Raw genomic sequence first — 15,525 nt, 5'->3', positions numbered from 1 at the left:
CGCGACGGGATATACATGCCCACCGCTTTCTAGTGCCGGAAATGCCGCATACCGGTGAACAGCATCGCTAAGCCAGCCTCATCCGCCGCCGCAATCACCTCGTCATCGCGGATAGATCCGCCGGGCTGAATAACCGCCGTTGCCCCTGCTTCAACTGCCGCCAGCAAACCATCGGCAAACGGGAAGAACGCATCAGACGCCACCGCAGACCCAATGGTGCGCGTTTCGCTCCAACCGGCTTTCTCTGCCGCATCCTTGGCTTTCCAGGCGGCGATGCGCGCGGATTCCAGCCGGTTCATCTGGCCCGCGCCTACGCCTGCTGTCGCGCCGTCTTTGGCGTAAACAATCGCGTTTGATTTCACGTGCTTGGCGACCGTCCAGGCAAACAGGCAATCGGCCATTTCCTGCTCTGTCGGCTGGCGTTTGGTTACGCATTTCAGATCATCGTCAGAAACATGCCCGTTGTCACGGGACTGGAGCAGGAAGCCACCAGCGATGGATTTAAATGCCATGCCGCCACGCTTCGGATCAGGCAGTTCACCTGTTAGCAGCAGCCGCAAATTCTTTTTCTTCGCAAAAATCGCCTTGGCATCGTCATCAGCGTCGGGGGCGCAAACGACTTCTGTGAAAATGCCGGTCATCGCTTCGGCTGCCGCGCCATCGAGAGGCCGGTTGACGGCAATAATCCCGCCGAAAGCCGACACGCTGTCGCAGGCCAGAGCCGCTTTATAGGCGTCGAGAATATTATCCGCGCTTGCCACGCCGCACGGATTGGCGTGCTTGACGATTACCACGGTTGGCGGGCTATCACGAAATTCGCTGACCAGTTCGAGCGCAGCATCCGCATCGTTGTAATTATTGTAACTCAGCGCCTTGCCCTGCAGTTGCTTTGCTTGCGCAATGCCTGAAGCGGAAGGGCCATTTGGCAGGTACAGTGCCGCCATCTGGTGCGGGTTTTCACCATAGCGTAATTCAACCGGGCGGCTCATCGTCAGCGGCAATGTGTCCGGAAACATCTTGCCCTGATCGGCAAAACCAAACCATTGCGCGATCATGCTGTCGTAGGTCGCGGTCGCAGCGAAAGCCTTGGCCGCCATGTTTTTGCGAAAAGCCAGCGAGGTCGCGCCGCCATGTTCCTTGAGCTCAGTAAGTAATGTATCGTAATCGGCAGCATCAGTTACAATCGTTACGAAATCGTGATTTTTCGCCGCGCTCCGCACCATGCTTGGCCCGCCAATATCGATGTTTTCGATAATCTCGTCGCGTTCCGCACCCTTGGCCACGGTCTGGGCAAAGGGATAGAGATTGACGATCACCAGATCGATTCCGGCAATATCATGCTCCTTCATCGAAGCGACATGACCCGCATCATCGCGCCGTGCCAGCAGGCCGCCGTGGACCTTGGGATGCAGGGTTTTTACCCGGCCATCCATCATTTCGGGAAAGTTCGTGACATCGCTGATGTCCGCGACCTCAAGCCCCGCATCGCGCAACGCCTTCGCCGTGCCGCCGGTCGAGATCAGCGCAACGCCCATGGCCGCCAGTTGCTTGCCCAGTTCGGCCAGACCAGTCTTGTCCGATACCGACAAAAGCGCGCGTTTTACCTGAATATTTTCCGTCATAAATTCCCCGTTTAACCCATATGTTTGAGCAGCCAGCCGGTCGCCCCGCCGCCGCTGCCCACTGATCCCGATATTACCATTTGCCGGACTTCGTGGGGGATACCCATGCCGTCAACCCAGACACTTTCTTCCAATATAATCGCGCTGCTGGTCGAGCGGAATTGCCATAAATTGCCGTCTTCCAGCCGCAGCAATACGCCTTTGCCATCGGATATGAGATCGCTCTCGATATTCGGTCCGAGATGGAAACGCAGTGCATATTGCACATCATCCTTCTTGCGGCGGCGCTTGCGGCCATCGGGGATCAGCATGTCCTCTCCGCGCAACTCCAGACCATCGGAGCGAAGCAGCAACAGGCGCTTGTGATTGAGGCCAAAGCGCCGCGCGTAGCCGTCGTGATTGGCCTCCAGCCGGGTCGCATTTTCAACATCGCGGCGGAACAATTCCACTTCATTGACACCGCGACCCAGCTTGCCATCGGGCAGGATCGAGGTGCTGTTGCTATCATCAATGCACAGGGTGCTGTGAGCCGCCGTTGTGCGAAGTCCACGCGCAAGACTGGCAGGAATCGTCGCACCGACCAACCCTGCGCCGCCGCAATTGGTGATGATCCGGCAGTCGCCATTGGAAAACTCAAAGGCCAAAGTGGAAGCGCAACCCGCGACTGCCATGCGCGCAATTGGTGGCGGTGCTGCGTCGAGAATGAGCACCGAGCGCCCGGACGACACGCGCTGATAGCCCCAGTCCCGTGCCTGGCGCAGAGGCCGCGCCCGCACACCACTGGCTTCGATAACCTGTGCCACCTGTTCCCGCGCCGTTGCGCCGCTGCCTTGCCAATTGCCCATCGTGCCATCAAAATGGGTGAGCCCGGTGAGCGGCGGCACCGCTTTGTTCAGCGCTTCTTCCAGATATTCCGGAGCATCTTCCCGCGAGCGATATAGACTTGCTTGAGCATCGAGAGCAGGATGACGGCATCCATCTGGTTAAGCGGAGAACGGGACACCGAACCGCCATCGGCAAAGAAAAACTCGCCCATCGCTTTTTGCAGACCGGCCTCGCCAACAATCTGGCGCACCCGCCCTTCCGGCAACAATAATGAGGACGCAACAACGCCGCTCCATGCCACCAGCCGTCCGAGGCTGGAGGTTGCCTTGTCTGCCGTGCGGTCCAAATGCCGCGCGGTGCGGGCGATATTGTTGAGCAATTTGGAGCGGTAGATCAGATCATTGGACGAGAGAATAAGCGGCGCATGGCTGGCCCAGATCAGCAACCGCCAACCGCAATTATCGGGCCTCCATGCTGGTTGACGGATTTTTCCGCCGTTCGCGTCCAGCCATTGTTCGATCAGCTTTTCGGCAACCGGTACTGCCTGGTCGCGTGACGCCGCGGTATCAAGATCACGCAGCCACTGGAAGCGGTGCACATAATCCTCAAAAGCGGGCGGCAGTTTGAGGTCGGCAAAATCAATGCCCTCGTGTTTCTTTTTGAGGCCACGAAACAGAAAATAGCCCGCACGCACGGCGGTACCCTGCACCCGGTCGCCATCAACAGGATCGACCGGCACCGCAAGCAGCCTCAACGGCAATTTTCCCGACAGACGCAGCTTGTGCATCGGCATCCGCCACGTCAGACGGTAGTAGAGCATGGCCGCTTGCTCGGCGAGTGATTGCCCGCGATCGCCATCCGAGCGCAAGGTCAGGCTGCGGCCGTCCGGCGCTTCCTCATGCTCTCCGCTATAACGATCCGGGCTTTCCTCATCCCAATCGTCGTGATCCGGTGCGCTCTCGCTCATTCACCCCTCAGGCCGCTGATATTGGCGGCATATTGCTCCGGGCCGCCACGGAAGGTCGCGGTGCCAGCGACCAATGTATCCGCGCCGGCGGCAATTGCTTTTGGCGCGGTGGTCAAGTCAATGCCCCCATCAGCTTCGAGCCGGATATCCTTGCCTGTCTCGTCAATACGTTTCCTGATCGCTTCGATTTTCCTCAATTGCGTGTCGATAAAGCTCTGCCCACCAAAGCCCGGGTTCACGCTCATCACGAGAATGAGGTCGAGGTCATCTATCAAATAATCCAAAGCGCTCAGCGGTGTCGCCGGGTTTAAGACCAAGCCTGCCATTTTTCCAAGCGACTTGATTGTCTGCACGGTGCGGTGCGGATGCGCGCCTGCCTCAGGGTGGAAAGAAATAATATCCGCGCCGGCGTCAGCGAAATCCTCAAGAAACTGATCGACCGGTGAAATCATCAAATGCACGTCAAACGGTTTTGCACTGTGCGGTCGCAGCGCTTTTACCACCGCCGGGCCGATTGTGATATTCGGTACAAAATGCCCGTCCATCACATCAACATGAACCCAGTCACAACCCGCTTCATCAATGGCGCGCACTTCTTCGCCAAGCCTCGCAAAATCAGCAGACAGGATAGATGGCGCAATGCGGATGTTGTGGGACATGGAACTTCCTTAATCTGCCATGGCATCTAGAATTTTTACACCGCGCTAGCAAGATGCGATTCCGACGTATCCACACTCCCTTGTGGACAGTTTGGGGACAGGTTCACAAGATATGGATTTTCAGCTTTTGCGGCGCAATCTCGCGATATAGAAACCGTCAAGATAACCCTGTTCGGCAAGCATATTGGGCAGCGTGCGAACCGTTCCGTCAGCTTGTGGTTCTATGCCATCGGGCAACTCACCACTGGTGACTTTTTCAATCTCGAAATCATCCCGCTTTTCCAGAAGTCCTTCGATCTGTTCTTCGCCCTCTTCCGGTTCCAGCGAACAGACCGCATACACGAGAACACCGCCCGGCTTCACGCACGGCGCTACGCGCTCAAGCAAGGCACGTTGCACTTCAGCGCGGTCCGCTATCTGGCGCGAGCCGATGCAATGTAGCACATCGGGATGACGCCGGAAAATGCCAGTCGCACTGCATGGTGCATCGAACAAGACAGCGTCTGCTGGCTCGGACGGTTTCCACTTCATCAAGTCCGCAATAACGGTTTCGGCCTCGAGCTTGGTGCGGCTCAAATTATCGTGAAAGCGCTCCATGCGTTTTGCATTATTGTCGACCGAGATCACTTTCCAGCCATTGCTCGCCAGTTGCATCGTCTTGCCGCCGGGCGCTGCACAAAAATCAAGCACGGTCTTTGCCCCACCATCAACATTGCCTTCTCCGAGCAGGCGCGCTGGTATCGATGCGGCCAGATCCTGCACCCAAAACGCGCCCTCATCAAAGCCAGGTAGCTGGGTCAATGGAACAGATGGAAGCATCCTGAGGTGTTTTGGAGCGAGGCTTTCGCCTTCGAATTGCTGGATAAATTCTCCAACATTTTCATCCCGAAAACTTAAATCGAGCAATGCGGGTTTGGACCATGCCTGTGAAGCCGCATCGCCAATATCCGGACCCCAATTCTGCATCCAGCGGTTCTCGGTTTCCTCAGGGATCGCAGGGTATTCCGGCAGCTTGAGCTTGCCGGATTCAATGCCGCGCATCACTGTCGAGAACACGCCATGCACCAGCCGCCGCGGACCGCCATGAACCAGCGGCAAAGCGGTTGAAATGGCGGCATGCTGGGGTGTTTCCAGAATCAGCACTTGCACCAGCGCGATACGCAGAGCCATCCGCGGTTTGGCATCATCGGCAAGCCGGTTGCGGGTTGCGCTGTCAATCATCGCATCCAGCGCGCTCATCCAGCGCAGCACATTGGCCGCAATATTGTGGGCAAGCGATTTGTCCGAAGGATTGGAAAGCTTGCCGGTCGCCGCTGGCATCGCCTGATCGAGCGTCTCGCCGCGCCGACATACAGCGTCGAGCAGCCGGATAGCGGACTGGCGAGCAGCGAGACCGGGGATTTTTGCGTTGGGTTCGTTCATTATCTGTGTTCCGCACTTGATGCGGAACCTTTGGCGATTCTCGCAGGCCTCCCCATAGACGCAACCGGCTCCGGATCAAGTCCGGAGCACAGTGTTTCGTTATCGCGGCCCTCTAGGATCCAGCGCGCTGCGCTTCCTGAGGCCGCTCATATCACCCACTTCATCGGGGCGACTGGACCAGCTATCTGTTCCGCCGCCGCCAAATGCACCGGCCATATCCTGCAGCGCGGCAATCCGGTCTTCCGTCGGCGGGTGTGTGGAAAACATCTGCTTCACGCCAGAGGGCACAATATACAGCTGCGCGGCAGCAGGATTGCGCTCTGCAACAGGATTGCGAATATGTTGCGCCTCGCTTGAAATTTTCGCCAAAGCGGAAGCCAGCGCCAGCGGTTTCCCGCTAATCTTCGCGGCGGATTTATCCGCGCCAAACTCGCGGGTCCGGCTGATCGCCATTTGCACGATCATCGCGGCGAAAGGCGCAACCAGGACGGCCAGAATCCCGGCCAGCCCTCTGTTGCTGCGAAAGAACATCCCGAAATTGGCTAGCATGGAAACGGCACCGGCAATGGTCGCCACCATCGTCATGATCAGCGTATCGCGGTTTTTCACATGACCCAGCTCGTGCGCCATCACACCTTCCACTTCATCGTGGCTGAGCATATTGAGCAGTCCGGTGGTCGCCGCGACGGCCGAATGTTCAGGATCGCGCCCGGTTGCAAAAGCATTGGGCTGCGCCTGATCGACAATATAGACCTTTGGCATCGGCAACCCGGCGCGCTGCGCGAGCCGCTGCACCATGCCATAAAATTCCGGATGGCTGGAAGCATCGACCTCCACAGCATTGTGCATTTTCAGAACGATCTTGTCGGCGTTCCAGTAAGTAAACAGGTTCATCCCTGCTGCGACCATGAACGCCAGAATAGCACCACGCGGGCCGCCTAACGAGAAACCCATGACCATGAACAAAGCGGTCAGTGCCGCCAGCAACATTGTTGTCTTCATCATATTCATCGCAAAATACTCGCTTGCTTATACCTGTTTCTCATCCAATATAAGGAGGGAGGCGGGATGTTTCAATTTTACGGGATATCAAAAATATGGACAAAAACGATAGAAAACCTGGCGATCGCCCTAACCACGTAAAACCGCCCGCACATCTTTCCAAAAGCAAGCCGGTGCCAGAACCTGATCCGCTGGAAAAAACCGACGAGATATTGGAGAAAAGCGGGCCGACCCGTTATGGCGACTGGGAGCATAAAGGCCTGGCGATTGATTTTTGACAGCAACAACGCCTGACCAATATGTTTCGCGTTTCTCACCGATATTTGGTATTGAGCCACTAATCACAATTTACAAAAAATTAACCAGATGCTGGTACCGCCATTTCGAACTAGGACCAGAATCATGGCTTCAACGGCACAAAATAATGACATGACAACACGGAGTGAAAACCGTGTTCAATGTCCATTTGTCGGTCAATTGCGCCGCGGTGCGGGGATGATGCAGCCGGTCACGATCCGCGACATGTCATCAGGCGGCCTTCAGGCGACCTGTTTCAACGCGCCGAGCGAAGGGGAACGGGTTACCGTACGCTTCGACAATGGCCGCAGCGTGCATGGCTTGGTGCGCTGGGTGCGCAAAGGTGTCTTCGGTGTGGAATTTCAGGCGCCGGTCAATGTTTCCATGGTCACGGAAAATGCAAAAACCCATCCGTTGCGACGCAGCACCGATATTCGCTGATTTTATTCAAACATATAGCTTGGCGACAAGATATCCCGTTCAGCTTGAATCAGCCAAATTTTCCGGCACCGCAAAAACGTCGCGATAGGAAATGAACTTCCCATCCTGCACCCGGTAAAGCCCCACCCCTTCAACATCGCCCTGTGGCCGCTTCCAAATCCAGCGCGACCACGCGACCGTCTCGTCTCCGGCAATTTCCAGCACTTCAAACTGCGGCGGATTACCTGCGAATAATTTGTCCAGATGGGCGAGCAATTTTGCGATGGCAGGCTTGCCTTCAACCCGCCCAATCGCAGGGTCTTCAAACACCGCATTATCAGCGAAGAGTGGCAGCAGATCCACATGGCTGCCATTGATCTGAATGTCCCAGAATTGCTCGGCCAGCGCCTTTGCCTGTCCCATATGCTGCTCCCCTAGTTCATGATGGCGTTATGTTTGAGCATCTGTTTTTGCAGCGCCGCTTCAAAATCGCTTTTCATTTTTGCAATAAAGACGGGGAAGCCGTCGCGGTCGACAAAAGCCAGCGGATCGCCAGAATCCAGCTTCTCCTGCTTGCCCGCCATGCCAAAAAATTCCGGATGGTTGGACAGAAATATATCCGGTTGCCAATCCTTGGTGATCGCGAATGTCTTGCGGTAATCCTCTACGATCCCCTCATATTGCGGCGGTCCGATCAGGCGGTTGGCCGCCACCGAGGCAGAACAGAAAAACAGCGTCTTGAAGCTCTCGCTGCCCTGCTTCACATCCATCATCCAGCTAGTGCAGCCACGGGAATGTCCCGGCGTGATATGGGCGGTCAGGGTGACGCCGCCCAGAGATACAGTCTTCCCGTCTGCTATGATTGCATCGACCTTCACCGGCGGCGCGTTCAGATAGCTCTCCTTTTCCGAGCCGAGATAGAAGCCGCCTTCCAGAGCCGAACGGTCGCCCTCGCTCGCCAGCAACTGCGCACCGGTCAACGTCTTCAATTCAGCCAGACCGCCCGAATGATCGAGATGCGCATGGCTGTTGAGCAGAATTTTCACATCCTGCGGATCATAGCCCAGTTTTGTGATCGCATCGGCGACATATCGCCCCTGCCCCGGCATCCCGCCGTCGATCACGATATGACCATCCTTGGTGGGAATGAAATACATCCCAAGTCCCTTGGTGCCGACAAAATAAACCGCGCCCTGATCTTCGCCGATGACCTTGAACGGCTCCACCGATGCGAACCAGTCGGGCATATTTTTCTGCCAGCCAGACATGTCCAGCTCGCCGGAATCGATCATGGTGTCGATTTTGGACAGCGTGTCGGGCTGGGTGTCCGCTACCGGTGGAGCAGCAGTGGTGCAGCTGGCGAGGCACAAGCCAATCGCCAACAGGCCGCGTTTCGAGATTGTCATATTTCTCTCCCTTGCGCCAATCTATCTGCGAGGGAGCCACGATGCCAGCCCTTATCTTGCGAAAAACTGAACGGTTTCCTCGTCCATCGGGAACATCAACTCGATCTTCGTTTCTCCTGCCCTGGTATCTTGCACGCTCCCAAACTGGGCGATGGTCGAAAACAAAGACAATCGCTTTTCGCCGATGCGAAGGATCGTTGGAATAACCGCCTGATTGAGGTTGATCGCGCTCATGTCGATTTGCTTGACGCGCTCATGATTGGCGAGGCGCTGCATAAGCGCCGCGAGCTTTTCATCCCCACCCAGTTCCAATATTTCGGTACGCAGACGGGTCAGCGAGAGCATTGCAGCCTCGTCCCAGTTCTCAATCAGATCAAGCCCGGCGCTGTTGATCAATATGTCCATCATATTGGCAGTGCCGTCGGGACTGGCGAGCGCCAGCAACATCTGCGCGCCGTTGTTGGATTTTACTACATTCCAGTGCCGGTCCACCGCGATGCCGGGGAAGGGATCATGGTGGCTGAGCATCATGTCAATCGCCTGATTGACCGGAGCCAGTTCGGGGGCATCATCGGGCAGGCTGGGATAGACCGGAGCAAAGCCGGCGGCGTTCAAGGCCTGATTGGCGGCGGGTCGCGGGAGTTGCAGTGCATCTGAGAGCCGCAGCACCATCTCGCGGCTGGGGTTTGATCGACCCGATTCCAGAAAGCTCAAATGCCGCGCGGACATTTCCGCTTCCAGGCTAAGGTCAAGCTGGCTGAAGCGGCGCACCTTGCGCCACTCCTTCAATATGCTGCCAAATTCGCTTTGCATCGATAGGTCTCCCGATAAGCTGATTTCTTTGCCACAATTACAGCTGCCTTGCACTTACTTGAGAGGTAATTGTTTTGCCGAGACAATGGTGCTTTATCGACGGAGGAACTGAAAACAGGAGAATATCATGTCACCACAAATGGCCGGAAAATATATGCGCATTGTCGGGATTTTCTCGATCCTTGTCGCCGTCCTGTTCGCGCTGGCAGGCGTGAATGACTTTACCGGTGTGAATGACCTGTTCTTCCGGCTTGCTTCATCGGGCAACGAGGGTGTCGCCGGACTGAACACCCTTGAGGCAAAAATGGCGATGGCAATTGCGGGCGGTGTGTTTGGCGGGTTAATGGCTATGTATGTATTTATATCCGCGCCGGGGGTCGAACAAGGCAATGAACTGATCCGCAAGGGTTCAATCTACACGTTTCTGACGTGGTTCATCATTGATAGCGGCGCTTCGCTAGCCTCCGGCAATGCGCCAAATGTGATACCGAACGTGATATTCCTGGTAACCTATCTGGCGCCGCTGCTATTGGTGAAACGCGAAACCGCCCGGCACACCTGACTAACCGCGCCCGTTAACATCCTTCACCCAAGGCCCAAAGGGCGAATTGCCGAGCATCGCAACCTGCGTTTTCGCGCTGACGTCATTTATCCCGATCTGCGGTTTGCCGCCAGGATGCACCGGCAAGCGCAGCGGACGTTTACCCGGAGCCATTGCAATTATGCTAGCGATTGCGCGCGGAATATCCATCGGATCAGTCGAGCCACCGCCGTCGCGCAATGCACCAGCAACCAGTTCGGGATAGGCCGCTTTGCGCTCTTCATCTGCACGCTCCAGCATCGGGGCGGTCAGTTTATTTCCATTTTCCCAGATTTTGGTCGGGAACCCGCCGGGCTGGACGATGGTGACATCAACGCCATGCGGCACAAGCTCATAAGCCATTTGCTCGCTCATCGATTCCACCGCAAATTTGGTCGAACTATACAGTCCCATGCCCGGCACCATCACCCGGCCAAGCTGCGAGGACACATTGAAAATCGCTCCCGATTTCTTTGCCCGCATAGCCGGCAGCGCCGCGCGCGCCACCCGTTGATAGCCGAGCACATTGGTCTCAAACAGCAACTGCATCGCCTCGATATCCTGCAACTCGACCGGCGCGCCGGTGCCAATACCGGCGTTGTTGATGATAACATCGAGCGCGCCACCGTTCAGACGTTCGGCCTCGGCCACCGCTGTGTTCACCGACTCATCCGACAAGACATCAAGCTCCAGCAACGTCACATCGAGCTTTCCGTCCTTCGCTGCCTTTCCCAGCGCAGCGCCTTCAGGTCGCGGCAAGCCTCGCATGGTTGCAAAAACCTTCGCGCCCAGTTTGGCATAATGAATTGCGCCGAGATAGCCGAATCCCGAAGAGCAGCCGGTGATCAAAATGGATTTGCCTTTTAGATCGGGCGCGCTCGTTTCAGCGGCGCTGGCGGGGCCCGTGGCAAGCACAGCGCCTGTTGCGGCAGTGGCGGCGATTAACTGGCGACGATTCAGTTTTGCGGCGGTCATCGGGGATTCTCCTTGTTTCCTTTATCCTATCATGGTTTTCGACTATAAAGAAATGCGTTATTTGGGAGAAAAGCGATGCAAATTACCAAAGCCAGCGATGCGGTCGGGGCTATTGTTGAGGATATTGATGTCAAATCGCTGAGCGATGGTCAATTCGCCGAAGTCCGGAATGCCTTTCAGAAACACGGCGCTTTGTTTTTCAAAAATCAGAACCTGACGCCCGAAGATCATATTGCCTTTGCCGAACGCTGGGGCAACATCGATTTCAACCGCTTCTTCAAACAGCGCGAAGGCTATCCCGCGATTGCCGAAGTGCTCAAAGAGCCCGACCAGCAGCTTAATATCGGTGGTGGCTGGCACACCGATCACAGCTATGATGAAATTCCGGCGATGGGCTCGATCCTCTACGCACTGGAAATCCCGCCCAGCGGTGGCGACACATTATTTGCCGGAATGGCAGCGGCCTATGAAGCGCTCGATGATGACATGAAAGAACGGATTAAAGACCTGAAAGCCCGTCACGGCAACGCGCATATTTTTGGCGAAGAAAGCGAATATCGCAAGGCCGTTGGTGATCGCTACACCAATGCCGATCAGGCCGGGCAAACGGCCGTCCATCCGATCGTGCTCACCCACCCCGAAAGCGGCGCGAAAGGGCTGTACGTCAATCCCGGTTTCACACTGGAAATTGTCGATATGGAGCCCGAAGAAAGCAAGGCGCTGCTACAGGAGCTGTACGCCCACATCATGCAGGACCGTTTCCACCATCGCCACAAATGGAGCGAGGGCGATCTGGCGATGTGGGACAACCGCGCGACGTGGCATTATGCGCTGAATGATTATCAGGGGCATCGGCGCTATCTGAACCGGATTACGATTGAGGGTGTGGCGCTGGGGTAGCGGCAGCGATGGGCGCAAAAAGTGGACATCAGCTATTCAATAGCGGTCAGTCAGTTTACGACTCAGTTGATGACGTTGGCCTGCTGTCGTGAAAATAGTATCGATATTCGTTGGGCGAAGCTGGATGTTGCATCACCACCGACGAGCGGCGAATTGAATTTCTTGCATCGGTTTGACAAGTGACCACTACGAGGCCATCTGTCGACCCGGAACTGATCGGCAGTGGCGGTCGTGGAGAACATAATATTTCGGAAAATTCGCCACCTAAAATTGAAGAGCTTGAAAGTCTCCGCGGGATTGCTGCTACACTAGTAGTGTTTGTGCATTTCCCGGCATGGAATCCTTGGCTCTACGATATTGATTTTTTCCGAAACGGAACCGCCATGGTGGACCTGTTTTTTGTCTTGTCGGGTTTTGTGATCTGTATGATCTATGGAGACCGACTGAACTCCACCAGAGATGTACTCCGCTTTCAACTGCTACGGCTGGGAAGGCTCTATCCAGTTCACTTCCTATTCTTTCTTGCATTCTTTGCGATCGAAGTGGCCAAATGGATAATTGGCGCAATTGGGTATCCGGAGTTTGAGGCTGCCGCATTCACGGCGAATGGCTTTTCCGATATTATATCCCAACTCACGCTAACGCAGGCGCTTGGCCCGAGCATTGGTTGGGGCACGTTCAACGGCCCTGCTTGGTCAATTAGTGTTGAGTTCTATTGTTACCTGCTTTTCGCCTTGGTGGTTTTAGTTTTTGGTCGAGCGAAGTGGCATGTATTTGGATTTTTCGCTCTACTTGGTTTGACGAGTTCTGTTTTCGCGATCATTGATAACAGTGCAATCTACCGATGCTTAGCTGGGTTTTTTACCGGTTGTATAGTGAGCGGCATTTGCGCGCGCAAACCATCGTTGGAAGTTCCAGCTTGGCTTCAATGGGCGATATTTGTCTCTTTTTTTCTATATGTCGGAATTTTTATCGAGCCGTATCAAAAGGTCGGTGTCTTTTTGATTGCTGCCGCTCTTATACTAGCCATTGCTAAAGGAAGGGATGGGAGCTTGCGAAGACTGCTACGGATGCGCCCTTTCGTCGCAATGGGTGCATGGTCATATTCGATCTATATGTCTCATGTCCTGGTGATCTATATATTCCTTCAGGCTACCATCCACCTGTCTACGGCTTCAACAGTCGTCGTTTCTGGGGTTGCTATTCCTCAGTTTTCGATTGCCGATACCTTGGCGCTTTACAGCGTCGTGCTCATTGTCGTAACCTTGGTCAGTGCCTTGATTTGTCGAATCTACGAGTTACCACTTCGCATAATGTCCCGGCGCTTGATTTTCTCGCGCCTTGGGGGGCCGCTGCCCTTTCCTAAATTGACTTCGCATTGACTTCGAAGGGTAAATTCTTCTTTTTGGCGCGAAGGCGCCAACTTGCCACCCAATTTGCGCCATCAAAGAATGCAAATGCGAATGTCCGGTTTCGGGATGTTGAGATCACAACAAATTTGACGGATGCTTGTCCGTCACTGTAACTCCCCTACAGCCGTCCTCAAACAAACCCACCACCAACGGAACCCGCCATGACCCTTATCGGCCCCGCCTCCCACAGCTATTTCTCCCAACGCCTCCGACTGCATTATGCCGATTGGGGTAATGCCGATGCACCACCGCTGATCCTGCTGCACGGGGGCAAGGACCACTGCCGTAACTGGGACTGGGTGGCGCAAGAATTGCGTCATGACTGGCATATTATCTGTCCTGATGTGCGTGGGCATGGCGACAGCCAGTGGAGTACCGATGGCAATTATTCCAGCATGGCGATGGTCACCGATCTGGCGCAACTGATCCATCAGCTGGACCTCTCACCCGTCACCATTGTCGCGCACAGCATGGGCGGCAATATCGCGCTACGCTATACCGGGCTTTATCCCGATACAGTGCGCAAGCTGGTCGCGATAGAAGGGCTTGGCCCGGGACCCGAGATGCTAGCCGAACGCGAGAAAATTGGTCAGTTGCAGCGGGTGCGTAATAGCATTGAGGAAAAGCGCAAGGCCGCCGGCCGTCAGGTCAAGCGCTACGCAACATTTGAGGATGCGCTCAAGCGGATGCAGGATGCCAACCAGCATCTGTCTGATGAACAGGCTCGGCACCTCACCACCTATGCGGTGATCCGCAATGAGGATGGCAGCTATAGCTGGAAATTCGATCCCTATGTGCAACACTGGGACAGCATCGACCTGACCCAGGATGCGATCCACGCGCTGTGGGCCAATGTCACTTGCCCGACCCAGCTCCACTATGGTGCCGACAGCTGGGCCAGCAATCCGGAGAAAGATGGTCGCATGCAGTATTTTGGCGACAACGCGGTCGTGAAGGAATTTGCCGATGCCGGTCACTGGTTGCACCATGACCAGTTTGATAGGTTTATTGCGACCTTGCGGGAATTTTTGTAAGCCTTATCTTCTTCGCGTATTACTGCGGGGGGTCACTTGTCGCATTACCGGGTTTTAGCATAATATCCGCGACTGCCATCTGCGGATAACAGCTTGTCACCGGACATATTTAATCGAAGCTCCGCAAAAGGCGGCTTTATAAACACGCGTCTGTCCACGCTGACTTCATAAACCCGCGCATTAAAATCCGCCGGAACATCGAATTGGGAAGAATATTCCTTCCCGTCATGGAGCAAGGTCAGTTTGATCGACTGTAACTGCCGCTGCATAGCTGCTGAAGCGAGGGCAAAGCCAAGTTCGTAGCTGTTCGCGCGTTCCTTGCTACCATCGGCAAAGGTAAATTCGGCGCTTATGTTCAAACGCGCATCGGGATATTCGCGCCGGTTGACCCATATACCCACGCCCTCGCTCCAGTTTGCATAAGACCCGTTTTCATTAGCCGAATAACCGGTTTTATCAGCAGACAGATACAGGCATTCCGCCGGCATAGGGGGCGGTTGATATTGCATTGTCTTGCCCGCAGCGCGGCCACTTTCTGCAAGAAACGCAACCGCCTCTTCCCATTCCAGCTTTGCCGTGCGCGCGGCTATTTCAAGATCATCGTCCGTGCCGGACCGGTCACGCGCAAAATAGGCCGTCATCGCTTTTTCATATGCGCGATACCGATCACGCTCGATTTTAACACCAGCATCAAATTGTTCTTCTGGCCGCAGGTTTTTTGGAAAAGGCGTGTCATCCGAAGATGAAAAATAGCCGCCATCTGTCAGAAAAGCACAATTCCATTTAGCCCGGTTTATACGCCGGATATTTTCCGCGTCAAAGGCGGCATCGGATTCTTCATTGTCCCAGCGATAGCTTTGACCCAATACAAAAACCGGCATATCCCTTTTAAACTGATGCGGGCCGAGTATCACCTGCCCGCCGGTTTGCGTCCAATTTCCCTCGCTATACAGGTCCAGGCCGCCAACTATAAGTTCCCATTTATATGTGCCATCTTTTTCAAGCAGAAGATTGGACGCCGTTTCCATAACACCGGTGAGGCGATAGGAACCCACAGGACTTTTTGCAGCAGCGTCCGTTTCGCCTGGCGCGGTTTCTTGTGCCAAACCGGCTGGCGACAAGACCAGCGCGGAGAATATGGCGGTGAGATAAGTCGCTATATTATGCATGAGCAAGTCTCTACAACGTGAA

17 protein-coding genes are annotated in these 15,525 nt (G+C 55.2%); 6 read left to right on the top strand and 11 right to left on the bottom strand.

The genetic code is table 11. The annotated features are described in order from the left end of the window. Positions 1-29: 29 nt before the first annotated feature. The 6 genes from purH to HF685_RS12370 all read right to left on the bottom strand — a co-directional run bounded on the left by purH (position 30) and on the right by HF685_RS12370 (position 6,506). Entirely contained in the window at positions 30-1,622 is a 1,593-nt protein-coding gene (gene purH, locus HF685_RS12390; protein WP_168820255.1) for a bifunctional phosphoribosylaminoimidazolecarboxamide formyltransferase/IMP cyclohydrolase, read from the bottom strand. An 11-nt stretch (positions 1,623-1,633) separates the two neighbouring features. After that, on the bottom strand, positions 1,634-2,506 hold the full coding sequence (locus HF685_RS16410; RefSeq protein ID WP_246218607.1) for a heparinase II/III family protein: 873 nt from the start codon (positions 2,504-2,506) through the stop codon (positions 1,634-1,636). A gap of 8 nt (positions 2,507-2,514) precedes the next feature. Further along, positions 2,515-3,414: a hypothetical protein gene (locus tag HF685_RS16405; protein WP_246218606.1), complete on the bottom strand. Its 900-nt coding sequence runs from the start codon at positions 3,412-3,414 to the stop codon at positions 2,515-2,517. After that, on the bottom strand, positions 3,411-4,073 hold the full coding sequence (gene rpe / locus HF685_RS12380) for a ribulose-phosphate 3-epimerase (protein ID WP_168820254.1): 663 nt from the start codon (positions 4,071-4,073) through the stop codon (positions 3,411-3,413). Before rpe ends, HF685_RS16405 begins: the two co-directional genes overlap by 4 nt. Before the next feature lie 120 nt (positions 4,074-4,193). Further along, positions 4,194-5,495: an RsmB/NOP family class I SAM-dependent RNA methyltransferase gene (locus HF685_RS12375; RefSeq protein ID WP_168820253.1), complete on the bottom strand. Its 1,302-nt coding sequence runs from the start codon at positions 5,493-5,495 to the stop codon at positions 4,194-4,196. Positions 5,496-5,594: 99 nt separating this feature from the next. Further along, positions 5,595-6,506 carry a M48 family metalloprotease gene (locus HF685_RS12370; RefSeq protein ID WP_211051181.1) on the bottom strand — a complete coding sequence of 304 codons (912 nt, stop codon included), beginning with the start codon at positions 6,504-6,506 and terminating at the stop codon, positions 5,595-5,597. An 86-nt stretch (positions 6,507-6,592) separates the two neighbouring features. Between HF685_RS12370 and HF685_RS12365 the strand changes: the two genes are divergently transcribed. Together HF685_RS12365 and HF685_RS12360 are read left to right on the top strand one after the other, a co-directional pair. Then, the gene (locus HF685_RS12365; RefSeq protein WP_168820252.1) at positions 6,593-6,775 is read left to right on the top strand and encodes a DUF1674 domain-containing protein; all 183 of its coding nucleotides are present in this window, start codon (positions 6,593-6,595) and stop codon (positions 6,773-6,775) included. A gap of 124 nt (positions 6,776-6,899) precedes the next feature. Continuing rightward, complete coding sequence (locus tag HF685_RS12360) at positions 6,900-7,235, top strand: PilZ domain-containing protein (RefSeq protein WP_168820251.1); 336 nt, start codon at positions 6,900-6,902, stop codon at positions 7,233-7,235. A 39-nt stretch (positions 7,236-7,274) separates the two neighbouring features. Here the strand turns inward: HF685_RS12360 and HF685_RS12355 are convergent, their stop codons facing one another. From HF685_RS12355 to HF685_RS12345, 3 genes are read right to left on the bottom strand one after another with little or no spacing between them, the layout of a single operon-like run. Continuing rightward, entirely contained in the window at positions 7,275-7,637 is a 363-nt protein-coding gene (locus tag HF685_RS12355) for a nuclear transport factor 2 family protein (RefSeq protein WP_168820250.1), read from the bottom strand. Between the two features lie 11 nt (positions 7,638-7,648). Next, positions 7,649-8,620 (bottom strand): subclass B3 metallo-beta-lactamase, encoded by a 972-nt coding sequence (gene bla, locus HF685_RS12350; RefSeq protein ID WP_168820249.1) that lies wholly within the window; start codon positions 8,618-8,620, stop codon positions 7,649-7,651. A 51-nt stretch (positions 8,621-8,671) separates the two neighbouring features. Further along, positions 8,672-9,433 (bottom strand): helix-turn-helix domain-containing protein, encoded by a 762-nt coding sequence (locus HF685_RS12345; protein WP_168820248.1) that lies wholly within the window; start codon positions 9,431-9,433, stop codon positions 8,672-8,674. A 127-nt stretch (positions 9,434-9,560) separates the two neighbouring features. On the opposite strand from HF685_RS12345, the gene HF685_RS12340 reads away from it, so the two are divergent. Next, the gene (locus HF685_RS12340; RefSeq protein ID WP_168820247.1) at positions 9,561-9,995 is read left to right on the top strand and encodes a hypothetical protein; all 435 of its coding nucleotides are present in this window, start codon (positions 9,561-9,563) and stop codon (positions 9,993-9,995) included. On the opposite strand, the gene HF685_RS12335 is transcribed toward HF685_RS12340, so the two are convergent. Continuing rightward, positions 9,996-10,988, bottom strand: coding sequence for an SDR family oxidoreductase (locus tag HF685_RS12335; protein ID WP_168820246.1), 993 nt, complete (start codon positions 10,986-10,988; stop codon positions 9,996-9,998). 75 nt (positions 10,989-11,063) lie between these two features. Between HF685_RS12335 and HF685_RS12330 the strand changes: the two genes are divergently transcribed. The 3 genes from HF685_RS12330 (at position 11,064) to HF685_RS12320 (ending at position 14,334) form a co-directional block, all read left to right on the top strand. Continuing rightward, a complete protein-coding gene (locus HF685_RS12330; RefSeq protein ID WP_168820245.1) occupies positions 11,064-11,888 on the top strand; it encodes a TauD/TfdA dioxygenase family protein in 825 nt (274 codons plus the stop codon). 179 nt (positions 11,889-12,067) lie between these two features. Then, a complete protein-coding gene (locus HF685_RS12325) occupies positions 12,068-13,270 on the top strand; it encodes an acyltransferase family protein (RefSeq protein WP_168820244.1) in 1,203 nt (400 codons plus the stop codon). A gap of 191 nt (positions 13,271-13,461) precedes the next feature. Then, positions 13,462-14,334: an alpha/beta fold hydrolase gene (locus HF685_RS12320; RefSeq protein ID WP_168820243.1), complete on the top strand. Its 873-nt coding sequence runs from the start codon at positions 13,462-13,464 to the stop codon at positions 14,332-14,334. 44 nt (positions 14,335-14,378) lie between these two features. On the opposite strand, the gene HF685_RS12315 is transcribed toward HF685_RS12320, so the two are convergent. Continuing rightward, complete coding sequence (locus HF685_RS12315; protein WP_168820242.1) at positions 14,379-15,503, bottom strand: hypothetical protein; 1,125 nt, start codon at positions 15,501-15,503, stop codon at positions 14,379-14,381. Positions 15,504-15,525: the final 22 nt, after the last annotated feature.

It is taken from the genome of Parasphingorhabdus halotolerans (genome assembly GCF_012516475.1).
Classification (GTDB): Bacteria; Pseudomonadota; Alphaproteobacteria; order Sphingomonadales; family Sphingomonadaceae; genus Parasphingorhabdus; species Parasphingorhabdus halotolerans.
This window is presented reverse-complemented; position numbering and strand designations above follow the sequence as displayed.

Excerpts from the sequence above, each read along its gene's own strand:
- rpe (WP_168820254.1), bottom strand. The coding sequence starts at position 4,073 with ATGTCCCACAACATCCGCATTGCGCCATCTATCCTGTCTGCTGATTTT.
- HF685_RS12360 (WP_168820251.1), top strand. The coding sequence starts at position 6,900 with ATGGCTTCAACGGCACAAAATAATGACATGACAACACGGAGTGAAAAC.
- HF685_RS12370 (WP_211051181.1), bottom strand. The coding sequence starts at position 6,506 with ATGAATATGATGAAGACAACAATGTTGCTGGCGGCACTGACCGCTTTG.
- HF685_RS12345 (WP_168820248.1), bottom strand. The coding sequence starts at position 9,433 with ATGCAAAGCGAATTTGGCAGCATATTGAAGGAGTGGCGCAAGGTGCGC.
- HF685_RS12355 (WP_168820250.1), bottom strand. The coding sequence starts at position 7,637 with ATGGGACAGGCAAAGGCGCTGGCCGAGCAATTCTGGGACATTCAGATC.
- HF685_RS12315 (WP_168820242.1), bottom strand. The coding sequence starts at position 15,503 with ATGCATAATATAGCGACTTATCTCACCGCCATATTCTCCGCGCTGGTC.
- HF685_RS12330 (WP_168820245.1), top strand. The coding sequence starts at position 11,064 with ATGCAAATTACCAAAGCCAGCGATGCGGTCGGGGCTATTGTTGAGGAT.
- HF685_RS12335 (WP_168820246.1), bottom strand. The coding sequence starts at position 10,988 with ATGACCGCCGCAAAACTGAATCGTCGCCAGTTAATCGCCGCCACTGCC.
- purH (WP_168820255.1), bottom strand. The coding sequence starts at position 1,622 with ATGACGGAAAATATTCAGGTAAAACGCGCGCTTTTGTCGGTATCGGAC.
- HF685_RS12375 (WP_168820253.1), bottom strand. The coding sequence starts at position 5,495 with ATGAACGAACCCAACGCAAAAATCCCCGGTCTCGCTGCTCGCCAGTCC.
- HF685_RS12320 (WP_168820243.1), top strand. The coding sequence starts at position 13,462 with ATGACCCTTATCGGCCCCGCCTCCCACAGCTATTTCTCCCAACGCCTC.
- HF685_RS12365 (WP_168820252.1), top strand. The coding sequence starts at position 6,593 with ATGGACAAAAACGATAGAAAACCTGGCGATCGCCCTAACCACGTAAAA.
- HF685_RS12340 (WP_168820247.1), top strand. The coding sequence starts at position 9,561 with ATGTCACCACAAATGGCCGGAAAATATATGCGCATTGTCGGGATTTTC.
- HF685_RS16405 (WP_246218606.1), bottom strand. The coding sequence starts at position 3,414 with ATGAGCGAGAGCGCACCGGATCACGACGATTGGGATGAGGAAAGCCCG.
- bla (WP_168820249.1), bottom strand. The coding sequence starts at position 8,620 with ATGACAATCTCGAAACGCGGCCTGTTGGCGATTGGCTTGTGCCTCGCC.